Annotated in this window: 19 protein-coding genes; 9 read left to right on the forward strand and 10 right to left on the reverse strand. The window is 69.2% G+C overall.

Annotated features, from left to right (window positions below; translation table 11 throughout):
* Nucleotides 1-151: 151 nt before the first annotated feature.
* Nucleotides 152-856, forward strand: coding sequence for a sigma-70 family RNA polymerase sigma factor (locus HOV91_RS14155; RefSeq protein ID WP_498072313.1), 705 nt, complete (start codon nucleotides 152-154; stop codon nucleotides 854-856).
* A complete protein-coding gene (gene rsrA / locus HOV91_RS14160; RefSeq protein ID WP_438822659.1) occupies nucleotides 853-1143 on the forward strand; it encodes a mycothiol system anti-sigma-R factor in 291 nt (96 codons plus the stop codon). The genes HOV91_RS14155 and rsrA overlap by 4 nt, the downstream gene beginning before the upstream one ends.
* Nucleotides 1144-1220: 77 nt before the next feature.
* On the opposite strand, the gene HOV91_RS41240 is transcribed toward rsrA, so the two are convergent.
* On the reverse strand, nucleotides 1221-1295 hold the full coding sequence (locus tag HOV91_RS41240) for a 50S ribosomal protein bL37 (RefSeq protein WP_022597109.1): 75 nt from the start codon (nucleotides 1293-1295) through the stop codon (nucleotides 1221-1223).
* A gap of 90 nt (nucleotides 1296-1385) precedes the next feature.
* Here HOV91_RS41240 and HOV91_RS14165 point away from each other — a divergent pair, with 90 nt between their 5' ends.
* Together HOV91_RS14165 and HOV91_RS14170 are read left to right on the forward strand one after the other, a co-directional pair.
* Nucleotides 1386-1601, forward strand: a complete 216-nt coding sequence (locus tag HOV91_RS14165; protein ID WP_174185847.1) for a biotin/lipoyl-binding carrier protein — start codon at nucleotides 1386-1388, stop codon at nucleotides 1599-1601.
* 21 nt (nucleotides 1602-1622) lie between these two features.
* On the forward strand, nucleotides 1623-3137 hold the full coding sequence (locus HOV91_RS14170; RefSeq protein ID WP_174185848.1) for a sensor histidine kinase: 1515 nt from the start codon (nucleotides 1623-1625) through the stop codon (nucleotides 3135-3137).
* Between the two features lie 429 nt (nucleotides 3138-3566).
* On the opposite strand, the gene HOV91_RS14175 is transcribed toward HOV91_RS14170, so the two are convergent.
* Nucleotides 3567-3821 (reverse strand): WhiB family transcriptional regulator, encoded by a 255-nt coding sequence (locus tag HOV91_RS14175; protein ID WP_011211115.1) that lies wholly within the window; start codon nucleotides 3819-3821, stop codon nucleotides 3567-3569.
* Between the two features lie 252 nt (nucleotides 3822-4073).
* On the reverse strand, nucleotides 4074-5018 hold the full coding sequence (locus HOV91_RS14180) for a diacylglycerol/lipid kinase family protein (protein WP_174185849.1): 945 nt from the start codon (nucleotides 5016-5018) through the stop codon (nucleotides 4074-4076).
* 196 nt (nucleotides 5019-5214) lie between these two features.
* On the opposite strand from HOV91_RS14180, the gene HOV91_RS14185 reads away from it, so the two are divergent.
* Nucleotides 5215-5640 carry a hypothetical protein gene (locus HOV91_RS14185; RefSeq protein ID WP_312884609.1) on the forward strand — a complete coding sequence of 142 codons (426 nt, stop codon included), beginning with the start codon at nucleotides 5215-5217 and terminating at the stop codon, nucleotides 5638-5640.
* Here the strand turns inward: HOV91_RS14185 and HOV91_RS14190 are convergent.
* From HOV91_RS14190 to HOV91_RS14215, 6 genes are read right to left on the reverse strand one after another with little or no spacing between them, the layout of a single operon-like run.
* Nucleotides 5619-6326 (reverse strand): endonuclease V, encoded by a 708-nt coding sequence (locus tag HOV91_RS14190; RefSeq protein ID WP_312884610.1) that lies wholly within the window; start codon nucleotides 6324-6326, stop codon nucleotides 5619-5621. The genes HOV91_RS14185 and HOV91_RS14190 overlap by 22 nt on opposite strands.
* A gap of 5 nt (nucleotides 6327-6331) precedes the next feature.
* Nucleotides 6332-6808, reverse strand: coding sequence for a GNAT family N-acetyltransferase (locus HOV91_RS14195; RefSeq protein WP_174185891.1), 477 nt, complete (start codon nucleotides 6806-6808; stop codon nucleotides 6332-6334).
* Nucleotides 6809-6858: 50 nt separating this feature from the next.
* Complete coding sequence (locus HOV91_RS14200; RefSeq protein ID WP_174185851.1) at nucleotides 6859-7461, reverse strand: acid phosphatase; 603 nt, start codon at nucleotides 7459-7461, stop codon at nucleotides 6859-6861.
* 48 nt (nucleotides 7462-7509) lie between these two features.
* Entirely contained in the window at nucleotides 7510-8046 is a 537-nt protein-coding gene (locus tag HOV91_RS14205) for a nitroreductase/quinone reductase family protein (RefSeq protein ID WP_174185852.1), read from the reverse strand.
* A 40-nt stretch (nucleotides 8047-8086) separates the two neighbouring features.
* Complete coding sequence (locus HOV91_RS14210; RefSeq protein ID WP_174185853.1) at nucleotides 8087-9316, reverse strand: Rv3212 family protein; 1230 nt, start codon at nucleotides 9314-9316, stop codon at nucleotides 8087-8089.
* 27 nt (nucleotides 9317-9343) lie between these two features.
* Complete coding sequence (locus HOV91_RS14215; RefSeq protein WP_312884613.1) at nucleotides 9344-11155, reverse strand: DEAD/DEAH box helicase; 1812 nt, start codon at nucleotides 11153-11155, stop codon at nucleotides 9344-9346.
* Nucleotides 11156-11563: 408 nt separating this feature from the next.
* Between HOV91_RS14215 and HOV91_RS14220 the strand changes: the two genes are divergently transcribed.
* Genes HOV91_RS14220 through HOV91_RS14230 form a run of 3 tightly spaced genes read left to right on the forward strand, consistent with a single transcriptional unit; the run spans nucleotide 11564 to nucleotide 14262 of the window.
* Nucleotides 11564-12421 carry an SCO6745 family protein gene (locus HOV91_RS14220; RefSeq protein WP_174185854.1) on the forward strand — a complete coding sequence of 286 codons (858 nt, stop codon included), beginning with the start codon at nucleotides 11564-11566 and terminating at the stop codon, nucleotides 12419-12421.
* Nucleotides 12422-12477: 56 nt separating this feature from the next.
* Nucleotides 12478-13533 carry an alpha/beta fold hydrolase gene (locus HOV91_RS14225; RefSeq protein ID WP_174185855.1) on the forward strand — a complete coding sequence of 352 codons (1056 nt, stop codon included), beginning with the start codon at nucleotides 12478-12480 and terminating at the stop codon, nucleotides 13531-13533.
* A gap of 27 nt (nucleotides 13534-13560) precedes the next feature.
* The gene (locus HOV91_RS14230; RefSeq protein WP_174185856.1) at nucleotides 13561-14262 is read left to right on the forward strand and encodes a ferritin-like fold-containing protein; all 702 of its coding nucleotides are present in this window, start codon (nucleotides 13561-13563) and stop codon (nucleotides 14260-14262) included.
* Nucleotides 14263-14266: 4 nt separating this feature from the next.
* On the opposite strand, the gene HOV91_RS14235 is transcribed toward HOV91_RS14230, so the two are convergent.
* On the reverse strand, nucleotides 14267-15100 hold the full coding sequence (locus HOV91_RS14235) for a helix-turn-helix transcriptional regulator (RefSeq protein ID WP_174185857.1): 834 nt from the start codon (nucleotides 15098-15100) through the stop codon (nucleotides 14267-14269).
* A 102-nt stretch (nucleotides 15101-15202) separates the two neighbouring features.
* Between HOV91_RS14235 and HOV91_RS14240 the strand changes: the two genes are divergently transcribed.
* Nucleotides 15203-15742, forward strand: coding sequence for a YceI family protein (locus HOV91_RS14240; protein WP_174185858.1), 540 nt, complete (start codon nucleotides 15203-15205; stop codon nucleotides 15740-15742).
* Nucleotides 15743-15970: the final 228 nt, after the last annotated feature.

Raw genomic sequence — 15970 nt, forward strand, 5'->3', positions numbered from 1 at the left:
CGGGGAACACCCGAAGCCTCGCGCATGTTGTAGCCGGTACATCGCGCTCGGAATGATTTCCACCAGCGTGAGCAGGCTCTATGGAGACGTGAAGGAGATGCCTGTGCCCGTACTGCTCGACGACCACCCGGTGGGGACCGCGGTGTCCCCGATGGAAGGCGGCTTCTCCCTCGATATGCCGTTGCCGGTAGATTTGGCAGGTACGGCGATCGAAGGGACAGGTGTGACGAGCGACGATGACGTGGTGGCCGACGATGTCGCTGCCGTCGACGATGCCGAGCTGGCACAGCGGTTCGAGCGGGACGCGCTCCCGCTGCTCGACCAGCTCTACGGCGCCGCGCTGCGCATGACCAGGAACCCGGCGGATGCCGAGGACCTGGTCCAGGAGACCTACGTCAAGGCGTATCAGGGGTTCAAGTCGTTCCGGGAGGGCACCAACCTGCGGGCGTGGCTGTACCGGATCCTGACCAATACCTACATCAACTCCTACCGCAAGAAGCAGCGGCAGCCCGCGCAGTACCCGACCGACGAGATCACCGACTGGCAGCTGGCCGCGACGGCGGAGCACACCTCGCAGGGGCTGCGCTCGGCCGAGGTCGAGGCGCTGGACGCGCTGCCGGACGACGACATCAAGGCCGCGCTGCAGGAACTGCCGGAGGAATTCCGGATGGCGGTGTACTACGCGGACGTCGAGGGCTTCCCGTACAAGGAGATCGCCGACATCATGGGCACTCCCATCGGTACGGTGATGTCCCGGCTGCATCGGGGCCGGAAGCAACTGAAGGGTTTGCTCGCCGACGTGGCGCGCGAGCGTGGATTCAACCGTTCGGGGGAACGCCAGGAGGTCAAGCAGTGAGTACCGAGCGGGACCCCGATATGGAGCTCGACTGCACGGCGGTGCTCGCCGACGTGTGGTTGATGCTCGACGGGGAGTGCGACGAGGCGACCCGTGCCCGGTTGCAGCACCACATGGAGCACTGCAGCCCCTGTATCGAGGCCTACGGCATCGAGGAGAAGATCAAGGGTTTGCTCAGCCGCAAGTGCGGGGGCGACCGCGCGCCCGATTCGCTGCGGGAGCGCTTGACGATCGAGATCCGCCGGAAGGTCGTCGCCAGGGAAACTTCGGTAGAGACCTCGGATTAGCCGGTCGGTGCGACGCGAGCGGCACGCCTTCCAGCTGGAAGTGCGTGCCGCTTCGTACTTTCGGCCGAGCGTGGCGCTCAGGCGTTGGGTCGCTTGCCGTGGTTGGCTGCGTTCCCCTTGCGGCTACGCTTCTTACGTCCGCGCTTACCCATGAGTAGTCTCCCTTCTGGTTGAAGGCCATTGTTTCATGTGTGGTTGGCTGTACCGTCAGCGGATACAGGCCAACGAGTGAATGGGGTGCCATGGCTGAGGAAGTGCTCGCCGAGCTGGTGTCGGTCGTCTACCAGGTGGTCGTCAAGGAGGGTGACGAAGTCCAGGAGGGCGACACCCTGGTGATCCTCGAGTCGATGAAGATGGAGATCCCGGTGGTCGCGGAGTGCAGCGGCACCGTGACGTCGGTCGGTGTCAAGGAAGGCGACGCGATCAAGGCGGGCCACCTGATCGCCGTCATCTCCTGATCGATGGCGCGGTAGATCTGCATGGCGACCCTGAGCGAGCTGCTGGCCGAGCACACCGACCTACCCGGCGTCGCCGTGGATCATCTGCAGCGCGTAGTGGGCGATTGGCAGCTGCTGGCCGATCTGTCCTTCGCCGATCTGCTGCTGTGGGTCGGTGCCGGCCCGGTGGCGGAGGGCGCCGACATCGTGTGCGTCGCGCAGTGCCGTCCCACCACTGCTCCCACCGTGCATCAGGAGGACCTGGTCGGCACGGTCGCCTTGCGCGAGGATCATCCGCTGGTGTTCGAGGCGCTGATGACCGGCGTGACCGTGCGGGCCGACAGGGAGGTCGAGGCCTCCGGCGTCTACCACCCGCACCCGGTGCCCGCGGTCCGCGAGGCGATTCCGGTGCGCTGCGGTGACGACGTGATCGCGGTGCTGAGCCGGGACATCGATCTGCAACGCTCCCGGGCCCGCAGCCAGCTGGAGAGCGCGTACGTGGCGTGCGCCGACGACTTGTGCCAGATGATCGCCGACGGCACCTTCCCGACCACCGAGGACCGCGCGGCCACCCATTCCAGCCCGCGCGCGGGGGACGGTTTCATCCGGCTCGACACCGAGGGCATCGTGGTCTACGCCAGCCCGAACGCGCTGTCGGCCTACCACCGGATGGGCTTGCAGGCCGACTTGGCCGGTCAAGACCTCGCGGTCACCACGCGCTCGCTGATCACCGATCCGTTCGACGCGCAGGAAGTGGTCGGCGACATCCAGGCCGCGCTGGCCGGCCGGACCGGCCGCCGGATGGAGGTCGAGGCGCGCGGTGCCACCGTCCTGCTGCGCACCCTCGTGCTGCGCCCGCACGGCGAACTGGCCGGCGCGGCCGTGCTGGTCCGTGACGTCACCGAGGTCAAGCGGCGCGATCGCGCGCTGCTGAGCAAGGACGCCACCATCCGGGAGATCCACCACCGGGTCAAGAACAATTTGCAGACCGTCGCCGCGCTGCTGCGCCTGCAAGCCCGCCGCACCGAGAACGAGGAGGCGCAAGTCGCGCTCACCGAGTCGGTGCGCAGGGTCACCTCCATCGCGTCGGTGCACGAGATGCTGTCCATGTCGGTGGACGAAGAGGTCGATCTCGACGAGGTCGTCGACCGGTTGCTGCCGATCATGGCCGACGTGGCCACCGTGCACACCACGCGTATCAAGGTGCGCCGCGCGGGCTCGCTCGGCGTCTTCTCCGCCGAACGCGCCACGCCGCTGGTGATGGTGCTCACCGAACTGGTGCAGAACGCTATCGAGCATGCCTTCGATTCGGGCGAAAACGGCACGGTGACAATCCGTTCCGAGCGTTCGGCTCGGTGGCTCGACGTGATCATCAGCGACGACGGCCGCGGTCTGCCCGCCGGATTCAGCCTGGAATCCTCCGACCGGCTCGGCCTCCAGATCGTCCGTACCCTGGTCACCGCCGAACTCGGCGGTTCCATCGGACTGCACCCCGGGGCCGATATCGGCACCGATGCCGTCCTGCGCGTTCCGCTGGGCCGTCGCTCCGGCCGCTGACCGGGGGTGCCGGATCCGCCGCGCTGCCATTCCGGTCGCATCGATCCTGTTGCTCGGAGGTCGCGAGCGGCCGCTACTCGGTGCTGTTCGCGGCTCGCGTCGTGCGGCTGCCCGAATGTCCGTATCGAGTGGAATGCGAGGGTGTCGAATCGATTCGCGACCACCCCGGTCCGCTCGGAAACCCACCACCTTCCCATAAGTCGCGCGCATCGGCGAGCCGAAACGCGGCCGGTCGCGCCGAAATCCGCGCTGCGGCTATTGCCCTACCACGTAAGGGTATTGATCCGGCTTTCGTTTCCGGCGATGCGAGACCGAGTATTTCCAGTCGGCGGTCGGCGCATATAAACAACACAGCCCGGCACCTTTGGGTGCCGGGCTGAAATGCGTTACCGGGCCGGGCTGAATGGCCCGGTAAGGCCGGTCGTCTGATCAGACGACGGTGCGGGTGCGGGTGCGCGCGTTGCGACGCTTCAGCGCCCGGCGCTCGTCCTCGCTCATACCACCCCACACGCCGGCATCTTGTCCGGACTTCAGGGCCCAGGACAGGCAGTCAGCGGTTACGGGGCAGCGAGCGCAGACCAGCTTGGCATCGGCAATCTGCGCGAGCGCCGGACCACTGTTACCCACCGGGAAGAACAGCTCGGGGTCCTCATCGCGACAGATGGCCTTGTGGCGCCAGTCCATTCCTCTGCTCCTTTGCTGGGCGCCGCACAGGGCGCCTATGGTTTCTGGTTCGTTCACTTGTGCGACTCGAATGTTTCCGCACGGTTGCTTGTGAATGCTTTCACGAACACCGTAGATGTCAATAGGCACGCGGTGCACCGTGGGGAAGGTCACGCTCCAAAGGCCCCCGCACGGGGAGCCTGCCCGGTCCTTTGTACTCGCTCCACCTGCTTTTCGCAGCACAACTGCGATGTTTTTCGCGGCGTTTCGCCCTCAGTGCGGGTGTGGCGCGACCACGGCGAGGATGTCGGGCACCGCCGTGAAATCCACCACGTTGCGCTTCCCGATGAAGTCGCCATCGATTTGCAGGCCGATGGGTTCGGTGGACTCGATTCGTACGGTCGGAACGTCGTCTTCACGAAATAAATTGCGCGACTTGGGATTTCCGTTGGCCGCCAGAAGTTGCCGCGCGAGCAGCAGGGTGGGGGCCACGGCCATGGAGCGCACCGCGAACACTCCGAGACCCGTTTCGAACCGGGTGCCGGGGTTGGTGTGCACCGGCGTGGCGTTCAGGTAGGTCCAGGGTGTGGTGTTGGTAACGAAGGCGTAGTGCACCCCGTCCACGGGCGTGCGGCCCGGAATTTCCACCCGCACGCTCGGTTCCTTGCGCTTGGCCAGGAAGAATTGTCGCACAGTTGTTCGAACATAACGCGCCGGGGTGGCGGTGCGGCCGCGGGCGCGGCTGGCGTCGATCGCCTCGCAGACGTCGGCGTCCAGACCGACCCCCGCGCTGAAGCAGAACCACCGGTCGTCGGCCAGTCCCAGGCCGATCCGGCGGTCGGCGGCCAAGGTGAGCAGGTCGATGAGCTGATTGGTCGCGGTCACCGGATCGGGGGAGATGCCGAGCGCCCTGGCGAAGACGTTCGCCGAGCCGCCGGGGATCACGCCGAGCCGCGGCAGCCAGGCCTGGCCGTCGTCGAGGACGGGCAGCGGCAGGAAGCCGTTGATGGTCTCGTTGACCGTCCCATCGCCACCGTGCACGACGATGAGGTCCATCTCGTTGGTCGCCGCCCACTGCGCCAGTTCCGCGGCGTGGCCGCGGTGCTGGGTGTGCGCAACGGTCAGCTGGGTGCGGCTCTCCAGCGCGTGCGCGAGTAGGTCCCGGGTCGCCGGTGTGGTCGAGGTGGCATTCGGGTTCACGATCAGCAGCGTCCGCACGGTGGCAGCCTAGTTGGCGGCCGACGTGCGCCGGAAAAGCGGCGAGCGGCGCCCGGCGCGCCGCTGTCCCCGGCCGGACGCCGGGACGACGACGCGCGGCGGGCGAGTCGTAGGCTTGCCGCGTGAACGAGCGTCAGCGAGGGAAGCGTGGACACCGTGCGCTATCGGGCACGACCGAGCCGAGTGCCTGCGAGGCGTGGTCGTGAGCGAGAAGGGCTCGGCGGCGCAGGTGGTGCCGACGACGGTGCGGGCGGCAGGCGCTCTGGTGACTCTCGAGGGGGTCGTCGCCGTCGGCGTCGCGATCGTGCTGATCGCGCGCGGGCTGCTCGGTTACGACCAGACCGCGACGAGCGGGTACGGCACGGCTGCCTGGTTCGGCATCCTCGGCGGCGCGGTGCTGGCCGCGGGCGTGGGGCTGCTGCTGGGGAAGCGCTGGGGTCGCGCCATCGCCGTCATCGCGCAGCTGCTGCTGCTCCCGGTCACCTGGTCGCTGCTCACCGATTCGCATCAGCCGGTCTACGGAGCGCTGCTCGGGGTGGTCGCGGTCGGCGCGCTGGTGCTGCTGTTCGCGCCGCCGTCGACGCGTTGGATGGCCCAGGACTACGGGGCCGAGCCGGAATAGTCCCCGCTCGCCGCGCGCAGGGCGGCCCGGCAGAGCTGGTCGGCGAGCCGGGTGGTCTCCGGTAGCCGGTAACGCGGGGTCAGCGCGAGCACCTGCGCGCAGGCGGTGTCGAGGTCGATGCGATGCCCCACGGAGACGAACACCGGCTTGACGCCGGTTCTCGTGCGCAGGGCGCGTCCGACCACCGCGCCGTCGATCGTGATGTCGGTGGACGCGCCTCGTTCGGGCCCCGGCTCGGCGTACTCGCCCCACACGGTCTTCGCGACGCCGATGGTCGGCACCCCGGTGAGCAGTCCGAGGTGGCAGGCGAGACCGAAGCGCCGCGGATGCGCGAGCCCTTGCCCGTCGCAGACCAGCAGATCCGGTGCGCTGTCCAGCTTTTCGAGGGCGGCGAGGGTGGCCGGGATCTCCCGGAAAGCGAGCAGACCGGGCACGTACGGGAAGTCGGCGACGCCGTGCGCGACGGCGGAGGTGACCGAATCCAGGGTGTGCGCCGACAAGACGACGACGGCCGCGGCGACGGCGCCGGTGTCGTCGTAGGCCGAGTCGAGTCCGGCCACCGTGCGGAACCGCGTGCCCGGCGGGGTGACCGCCGAGACCAGCGGCCGCAGTTCGTCCTGCAGCGCCATGGCCGCTTCGGCAGTGGTGGGCCAGGCCTCGGAAACCGGCGGCGGGAACCAGGACACGCGCGCTACCGCGCGTCGGCCGCCAGCGCGCCGAGCGCGTCGCCGGCGAGCCGGTAGCCGGCCCATTCGTCCTGGACCACGGCTCCGATCGACTCGTAGAAGTCGATCGAGGGCCGGTTCCAGGTGAGCACCGACCAGGCCACGCGGCTGTAGCCGTGGTCGACCGCCTCCTTCGCCAGGGCCGCGAGCAGCGCCTTGCCGTAGCCCTTGCCCCTGGTCTCCGGCTTGACGTACAGGTCCTCCAGGTAGATGCCGTGCACGCCGTCCCAGGTGGAGAAGTTGAGGAACCAGATGGCGCAGCCGAGCAGATCCGGCCCGTCCGCCACCACGTGCGCGAATACCTTCGGCTCCGGCCCGAACAGCGCCGCGCGCAACTGCTCGGCGGTGACCGTGCACTCGTGTCTGGCCTTCTCGTATTCGGCCAGGTCGTAGACGAGCTCGACCAGGGCGGGCAGGTCCGCCGCGACGGCGCGGCGCAGCACGGCGCCGCCGAGGTCGACGGCGGTGGGGTCGGCGGTAGGGCCGAGTCGGGTCACAGTGACGCTCCGTGGGGTACCAGGTTGTGCGCGCGAATCGTGCGCGCGTCGTGTTCGTAGCCGAGCACGGTCAGCGCGCCGGTCGACATGGCGAAGCGGCGGCCCTCCCTGAGCTCGAATTCGGCCCAGCGGGCGATCAGCGCGCGGGAGAAGTGGCCGTGCCCCACCAGCACGATATCCCGCTCCGGCAGGGTCGGTGTCACGGCGGCCAGCACCCGGTCGGCGCGTTCGCACACCTGCCGCGCGGTCTCACCCTCCGGCGCCGGGTGGGTCCAGATGGTCCAGCCGGGCACGGACTCGCGGATCTGCGGGGTGGTCAGGCCCTCGTAGGCGCCGTAGTCCCATTCGGCCAGGTCGTCTTCCACGGCGCCGTCCAGCCCGGCCAGCTCCGCGGTGCGCATCGCGCGCAACCGTGGACTGATGCGCACCAAGGGGTTTCGCAATCCCAGCGTGGCGAGTAAGGCGCCCGCGGCCCTGGCCTGCTGCTCACCGCGCTCGGTGAGCGGGAGATCGGTGCGGCCGGTGTGCCGCCGCTGCGTGGACCAGCTGGTCTCGCCGTGGCGGAGCAGCACGACGCGGGCGTCATCGAGTGCGGACATGTCTCCATGATGGTGCACCGGTGATCATGGTGCCGCACGCACCGGGGATCAGGCGTCCGACGCCATACCCGCAACCGGGCCGAGCGGTTCACCGATCTCGAGCACCACCAGCGGCAGCGGCCGCGAAACCTTGGCCTGATAATCCGCGAGCAGCGGATTGTTCGCTGCCACCCAGCCCGCGAATTCGTCGTACTCGGCGCCGTCGAGTGCCCGCGCCGTGCCTCGGTACACGGTGTTCCCGAACTCGATGGTGACGTTCGGATCGGCTTTCACGTTGTGGTACCAAGCCGGGTACCTGTCCTCGATGAACGAACTCACATACAGCGTTTCGCCGCGGCGCAACAGGCCGAGCGGCACCACGTGGCGCTTGCCGCTCTTGGCGCCGGTGGTGGTGAGCAGCACGAGTTCACTCCCTGCGTAGGCGCCGCCGACCTGGCCCGCGCTGTCGCGGAACTCCTGGATCACGCCGTCGTTCCACCGGGCGATGTCTTCGTCGGAGTACTCCTGGTTCCACGGCGCCTTGGGATCGTCGTAGGACGTGATCGCGGGCTTCGATCCGGTTGCGGCGGCTTCGGTTTCGCTCATCACCTCAGTCTGCCCCGAGGCACCGACAGATTCGGCGGCGTCAGCCGAAGGCGTGCAGTTCTCCGTCGCGCCGCTCGAGTACGGTCGTCCCGATCACCGTGAGGGAGATGGGACTACCGGTATAGCCGGGTCGTTCCACCGGGATGCGCCCCACTTCGGCTCCCGAGGCGGGGTCGAGGACGGCGAGCGCGCCCGTGGTGGGCAGCAGCAGTCTGCCCGCCATGAGCGCGGGTGATCCGAGGGCTCCGCCCGCGGTCCACAGGGGGTCGAATGTGCTGCCGTTCAAAGCGATCACGCTGTTGCCGGTGAAGACCAGATAGGCCGATCCGATGCGGGTGGTCGTGGTCGTTTCGCTCAGCGGGGCCGAAAGCTGATGCACGACAACGGGGTTGCCGTTCCCGTCGTAGACGGCCAGGCGCGGCGGCAACGGCTCGGCGCCCTGCTCGATACCGGGGAAGTAGAGCACGATCCGGCTGTCGGACACCGCGACCACCCGGGCCGCGGCCGAATCCGCGCCGGGACCGGTCAATACGTGCGAACCGTACTCCTCGGGCACGGTGTTGTCCTTGGGAGCCGGATTGAGCACGGTGAGCCGGACGGCCGGGTCGGCGGGGCAGCGCTCCAGCACGGCGAGCCGAGAGGGACTGGAACCGGCCGACAGCAGCGTGCAGCCCTTGCGCGGCTGGGTCTTGACGTTCACCGGTGCGTCGACGAATCCGTACTCCACGGTGCGCACCAGGTCCGAGCGCCACATCTCCAGCCGCTGCCGCCCCTGCGCCAGCAGGTAGGTGCCGTCGACCGACAGCCGCACGTCCCGGTCCATGTAACTGCTGCGGGCCGTGCGGCGAGCGCCGCTGTCGCCGGCCAGCATCGTGGCTTGGCTGCAGCCGCGCTCGTCGCGGTAGACCGCGACCACCATGCCGTACTGCACCTCGGTCCCGCACAGCGGCAGGTCCCGCCGGTACTTCCAGAGCTGGTCGCCGGTGCGTGGATCGCGCCCGGTGACCGTGTCCCCGTCGGCGGTCACCGCGGCGCCGCCGGATACCAGCGCCCGCGCGCTCGCGCCGTCCGGCGCGCGCCACAGTTCCCGCAGCGAGGCCGGCAACTGGTCGGCCGCGGCCGGGGTCGGCACGGTGGACGACGCGGTCACCGATTCGGTGCCGTGCGCGTCCCCGCGCACCCACACCACGGCTCCGGCGACCACGACGAGCACCGCGATCACGACTGCGGAGATGATGTCGGCGCGCGTCCGCCGCTCGGGTGCGAGCACGAGTGCGAGACTAGCCGATCCGGGCGATCAGGCCGACGCTGCTGCCGCGGGCTCGGCCGCGCTCCCGGTGTCCTCGGCCGCGGCGTCGCCCTCGCCGGAACGGCGGCGCCTGCGCCGACGGCGAGCGGGCCGATCGGCCGTGCCGGTCTCGTCCGACCCGACGGTCTCGTCCGACCCGACGGTCTCATCCGAGGTGACGGTCTCGTCCGAGGTGACGGTCTCGTCCGAGGTGACGTCGTCGTCCGAGGCATCGGCGCTCGACTCGTCGCCAGCGGCGCTGTCGGTCGACTTGCGCCGCCTGCGCCTGCGGCGGGCGGGCTTGTCGGCCGCGTCGCCCTCGGCTTCCGCCTGCTGAGCGGGCGTGGCCTCCGCGCCTGCGGTCGACTCGCTGTCGTCCGCGTCGGCGACGTTCGGTGTGCCGTCGATCGGCTGACCGGCGCGGGTGCGCCTGCGGTTGCGCTTGCGCGGGGCGCGGGCCGGGCGTTCGACCACCACCGCCTCGGGGTCCCGTTCCGGTTTCGCCTGACGGATCACACCGGTCACGCCCTCGGGAATGCCGAGATCCGCGTACAGGTGCGGCGAACGCGAGTACGTCTCGACCGGCTCGGGGATGCCGAGCCCGAGCGCGGTGTCGATCGCCGACCAGCGGTTGAGTTCGTCCCAGTCGATCAGCGTCACCGCGACGCCGGTGCGTCCGGCCCGGCCGGTCCGCCCGATCCGGTGCACGTAGGTCTTCTCGTCCTCCGGGCACTGGTAGTTGATGACGTGGGTGACGTCGTCGATGTCGATGCCGCGCGCCGCGACATCGGTCGCGACCAGCACGTCGATGGCGCCCTTGCGGAACTTGGTCAGCGCTTTCTCCCTGGCGATCTGTCCCAGGTCGCCGTGCACCGCGCCGACCGCGAACCCGCGCTCGGCGAGATCGTCGGCCACCTTCTGCGCCGTGCGCTTGGTGCGCGTGAAGATCATCGTGGCGCCTCGGCTCTCGGCCTGCAGGATGCGCGCGATCAGCTCGCTCTTGTCCAGGGCGTGGGCGCGGTAGACGAACTGCGCGGTGCGGTCGTGCACCGCGGAATCGTGCGGCTCCTCGGCCCGGATATGCGTGGGGCGGGTGAGGAAGGTGCGTGCCAAGGTGATGATCGGCCCTGGCATGGTCGCCGAGAACAGCATGGTCTGGCGCTTGTCCGGGACCATGCCGAGGATGCGCTCGATGTCCGGGAGGAAGCCCAGATCGAGCATCTCGTCGGCCTCGTCCAGCACGAGCACGCCGATCTTGCCGAGGATCAAATGCTGCTGGTCGGCCAGGTCCAGTAGTCGGCCTGGCGTGCCGACCACCACGTCGACACCCGAGCGCAGCGCCGCGATCTGCGCCTCGTAGGGGCGGCCGCCGTAGATCGACGCGACGCGCAGCGGACCCTTGTGGTTGGTCAGGTACTTGCTCGCGTTCTCCAGATCCTTGGTGACCTGGATGCACAGCTCGCGCGTCGGCACGATGACCAGCGCTCGCGGTGTGCCGTCCAGCGGCGTGGTGCCGGTGTCCGCGGTCGCGATCCGGTGCAGCAGCGGCACGCCGAATCCGAAGGTTTTGCCCATGCCGGTGCGGGCCTGACCGATGAGATCCTCACCGGCCAGCGCCAGCGGCAGGGTGAGTTCTTGAATGGCGAAAGTACGTTCGATTCCGATCTCGCCGAGCGCGCGGACGATTTCCGCGCGCACGCCCAATTCGGCGAAAGTCGGGGGGGTATGCGTTGCGTCCAGTTCGGCCGTCAACAGCGTCTCCGCCAGACCTGGTTCCTGATCGACTGTGATCTTGCTCAGGGTTCGTGCCTTCCTCGTAATCACGTCCCGCGCGCACGAGGTGGGGCGGACCGGGCGGTCCACGACGACCACGACTCCGCAGGCGATACTCCACCCGGCCACGCTCCGGATGTCGGGCGCCTGCCGCGAAAAGCGGCGGCTACCTCGCAAAACATCGGCGCGGCGCACTGGTGACGCGGATTTGGTGCGCGCACATTTTCCTGTCCAACGAAACTTCGCACTCGAGACCGGTCGGCGGTCGTAGCGGCGTCCCCGCGGTGTGCGTGAGCGCGACGTCCGGCAACTCTGTCGAGCGGAACTTTTCGTTGTCCGAGGAGATTGTAGCGTGATATTGTGCGTCGCTCGAATTGCCACCGCGGCGCGCTATCGGAAATCCGCCGAACCGCGGTGTCCTTTCGCCGCGCCCGGCCGCGACGTACGCTGCGCCACATGGGAATTCATCCGGCGCGGCAAATCTGGGCGACGCTCGAACCGCTACACGATGTCGTCTATTTCGGAACCGGCGTCAAGGAGGCGGGCGTCGGGATCGGCTTGCGCGGCTACTGGCAGACCTACTTCGCATTTCGCGCCGCGCCACTGGGTGCGGTGACCCCCGCGACGGTGCTGGCGACCTTCGCCGGATTCCACCCCGACATGGTGCGTCGCGCGCTGCCGGAGGCGTGGGAGCGGGCGACACCGCAAAGCTGTCTGGCCGCCCGGCTCGACTTGGCCACCGGACTGCTGCGCGGCGTCGGCGCGGGCGACGCGGTGTGTGGCCGCGCGGTCGAGTTGCTGGCGCCGGTCCAGCGTGCGGCCGATCCGACCGGGCGGCCCCTGTTCGCGGCGAACGCCGCCCTGCCGCTGTCCGCCGATCCGGTGGCCGCGCTGTGGCAGTTGACCACGTCGCTGCGCGAGCATCGGGGCGACGGCCATGTCGCCGCCTTGGTCACCCACGGCCTGAGCGGACGTCAGGCGCTGGTCGCGCAGGTGGCCGCGGGCAAGGCGCCGGAATCGGTGATGCGGCCCGCGCGCGGGGTGTCGGAAGCGGAATGGGCGGCCGCCTTCGACGAGTTGCGCGCCCGGGGCGTGGTCAGGGGAGAGCCGGGGACGCCGATGCTCACCAGCAGCGGCGCGGACTTGCTGGCCGCGGTGGAGGCCGAGACCGACGAGGCGGCGTGGACCGGAGCGCTGGCGGTGCTGTCGGCCGACGCGATCACCGAGTTGACCGCGTCGCTCGCGCCGCTGGTGCGCGGCGTGCAGGAGACGGTGGTTCCGCCGCTCAATCCGGTGGGCATGGGGCCACGGTAGCGCCGCCGGGGAGTTGCCTGTTACCGGCGGTACCGACATATGAGACTCTTTTCCGCGTGAGCCTTGCCGACACTGTCACCCTCGCCGCGCGCAACGCGTGGGCATTGACCTTCGGCTCCGGCATCGAGGCGCCGGACCCGACCGCATCGACGGTTCTGTGGGACCAGCCGCACCGGCAGCTGCGGCGGTTCGAGCGAGCGAACGGGGAGGTCGCGAAAGCGGATTCGGCCGTCTTGCTGGTCCCGCCGCTGGCCGCGCCCGCCACCTGTTTCGACCTGCGGCCCGATCAGAGCCTGGCGCGGTTCCTGCTGGAGATCGGCCGCAGCCCGTACGTCATCGACTACGGGGAGATCACCTTCGGCGACCGCAGGATGGGCTTCGAGGACTGGATCGATGACATCCTGCCCGAGGCCGTGCTGCGCACCAGCGCCGATCGCGACGGACAGGCGGTCGATCTGGTCGGCTGGTCGCTCGGCGGCACGCTGGCCCTGCTGACCGCGGCGGCGCACCCCGAGCTGCCCATCCGGTCGATCACGGCCGTCGGCTCGCCGCTGGACTACGACCTGATGACCGGCGTTCCGCAGCTGCGCGCCGTCGCGAAACTCACCGGCGGCCGGGCCACCTCGACCGTGGTCCGGGCGGCAGGTGGCGTTCCTGCGACACTGACTCGAATCGGCTACAAGGTCACCGCATGGGATCGCGAACTGACCCGGCCGTGGTTCGTCGCGAGCAATATCGCGCGCACCGAGGCGCTGGCGAAGATGGAGACGATCGATCGGTTCATGGCCGAGATGCCCGGGTACCCGGGGCGTTTCTACGGCCAGCTGTGGGGCCGGTTCATCCTCGCCAACGACATCGGTCGCGGTGTCGTCGTGCTGGGCGGACGCCGCATCGAGCTGGCGCGGGTGACCGCGCCGGTCCTGCTGGTCGGCGGCCCCTCCGACGTGATCACCCCGGCCCCCGCCGTGGCGGCGGGCGCCCGTGTGCTCACCGGAGCGGCGACCGTCCGCTACGAGACCGCGCCGGGCAGCCACCTGGGCATCCTGGCCGCCCCGACCGCACGGGACACGACATGGAGTTATCTGGAGAAGTTCCTGGCCGAAACCGCGTGAACCCCGCCGAGTATTACGCTGGGGCGCATGGGAGCACAGTCACCTGCCGCGTTAGGTGTTTCGTCGACCGACCCAGCAAACCTCTCCATCCCCGCGAGCCATCCCGGCGTCACCGATCTTTTCGCGGTGCTGGCCTACGGCGAGATCTCCGCGTTCTACCGGCTGGCCGAGGAGGCCAAGCTGTCGCCGACCCTGCGCGGGAAGGTGGCGGTCGCGAAGATGGCCGCGGCGGAGATGGAGCATTTCAAGACGCTCGAGGCCGCCCTCGCCGCGCGCGGCGCCGAGGTCTTCGACGCCATGGCGCCGTTCGTGCGCGCACTGGACGACTATCACACCTCCACCGACCCGTCGACGTGGCTCGAGTCGATGGTGAAGTTCTATGTCGGTGACGGCATCGCGGCGGACTTCTACACCGAGATCGCGGGCGCGCTGACTCCCGATGTCGCCGCGGTGGTCCGTGACGTGCTCGCCGAGACCCGCCACTCGGAGTTCGTCGTCGAGGAGGTGCGCCGGGCGGTCACCGAGAGTCGCTCCGAACGCGACCGGCTCACGCTCTGGGGCAGGCGACTGCTCGGTGAGGCGATCACGCAGGCCCAATACGTCATGGCGCAGCGCGACGAACTCACCGATCTGGTGCTCACCGCCACCGGCGATCTCAACGGCATCGCGGCGCTGATCGAGCGGATGCAGGACAGTCACGCCGAGCGCATGGCGGTACTCGGCATCTGAGCGGTTACTCGTTGGCCGCGCGGTTGGGCACCAGCCGCAATCCGGGCGCGTGGATACTCGCCCGCTCGGCCAGCCAGATCACCACGCTCTGATCGCGGTCGGCCTCCAGCGTCTCGAACGGTACTTCGACCATGCCGTGCACGGGATGGTCCAGGTGCAGCGTGCCCGAGGCGGACGTACCGACTCGATGTGGTTTCCAGCGCTGCGCGAAATCCGGGAGGGCGCGCAGCGCTTCGATCGTCTCCAGCAGCGAATCGTCGCCCGGCCAGTGCAGTTTGGCGCGGCAGAGCGCGGCGGTGAAAGTGTCGGCGGCCTGCTCCCAGTTGCGCAGCACGCGCCGCGCCGCGGGGTGCGTGAAGGTGTACCAGGCGAGGTTGGGTTGCGGCTCGTCCAGCAGACCCAGCGGGGCGACGAAATCGGCCCACGCCTGGTTCCAGCCCAGCACGTTCAGCCTGCGGCCGACGACGAAGGCCGGCGTCGGCTGCAAGGCGCGCAGGATCGTCTCGATCGTCGGAGCCACCTGTTCCTCGGCGGACTCGTTCCCCGGGCAACGGCCTTCGTTGCCCGAGGCGAGCGCGAGCATGCTGAAGTACTGGCGATCGTCGCCGCGCAGCAGCAGCGCGTCGGCCAAGGCCTCGATCACCGCGACCGACGGGTTGGTGTCGCGCCCCTGCTCCAGCCGGGCCAGGTAGTCGGCGCTCACTCCCGCGCGGACGGCGACTTCTTCCCGCCGCAGACCCGGGGTCCGGCGGCGTCCACCCTCGGGCATGCCGATATCCGACGGCCGCAATTCGGCGCGCCGCGCGATGAGGAACTCCGCGAATCCGTTACGAGCCATGCGTCCCATCGTGCCCGGTCCGGGCACGGTTATCCGCGCCCTGTCAGGTCCAGGATAACGGCGGTCTGGCTACCGGACCGCGGTCCGGTCATTGTCGGAGGTATGACATCTACCTCGGAATCCACCACGCTGAAATCCGGATCGTGGGCACTCGACGCCGCGCACTCCTCGGTCGCCTTCACCGTTCGCCATCTCGGCATCGCCAAGGTGCGTGGCGGGTTCACCCGGTTCGAGACCGAATTCGTGGTCGACGAATCGGGCGCGGCCACCATCGGCGCGACGATCTACCTCGACTCCTTCGACACCGGCAACCCCGACCGTGACGCGCACATCCGCACCGCCGACTTCCTCGACGTCGCCAATCGCCCCACGCTCACCTTCCGCGCCACCCATCCGGTCGTCGTCGCCGAGACCTTCGAGGTCCAGGGCGAGGCCACCCTCGGCACCATCACCAAGCCGGTCACCTTGGATGTCGAGTGGGGCGGCGTCCAGGACTTCGGCCCCACCGGCGACCGGCACGCCGGCTTCTCCGCCACCGGCACCATCAAGCGCACCGACTTCGGCGTCGGCGGCGCCATGCCCGGCATGCTCAGCGACACGGTGAAAATCGAACTCGAGATCCAGCTCATCGAGCCCAAGTAAGCCCCACCCAGACGGTGTTCGCGACAAGCGAACACCGTTCGCCCAACCAATCCGAAAAGAAACGCCCCAACTGATCTAGCAGGTACATGGGTAACTCACCGGGCACGCCCGAAACCCACGTGCCCCCCAACGTAAGCCCTGAACGGACTGCCGCGGCACTCACTGGTACGGCCTGAATACTCGGCGAGGCGGCACAGCACTAGCCTGGACTCGACAGCACAGGACTCT

This window comes from Nocardia barduliensis, assembly GCF_013315795.1.
Lineage (GTDB): Bacteria > Actinomycetota > Actinomycetes > Mycobacteriales > Mycobacteriaceae > Nocardia > Nocardia barduliensis.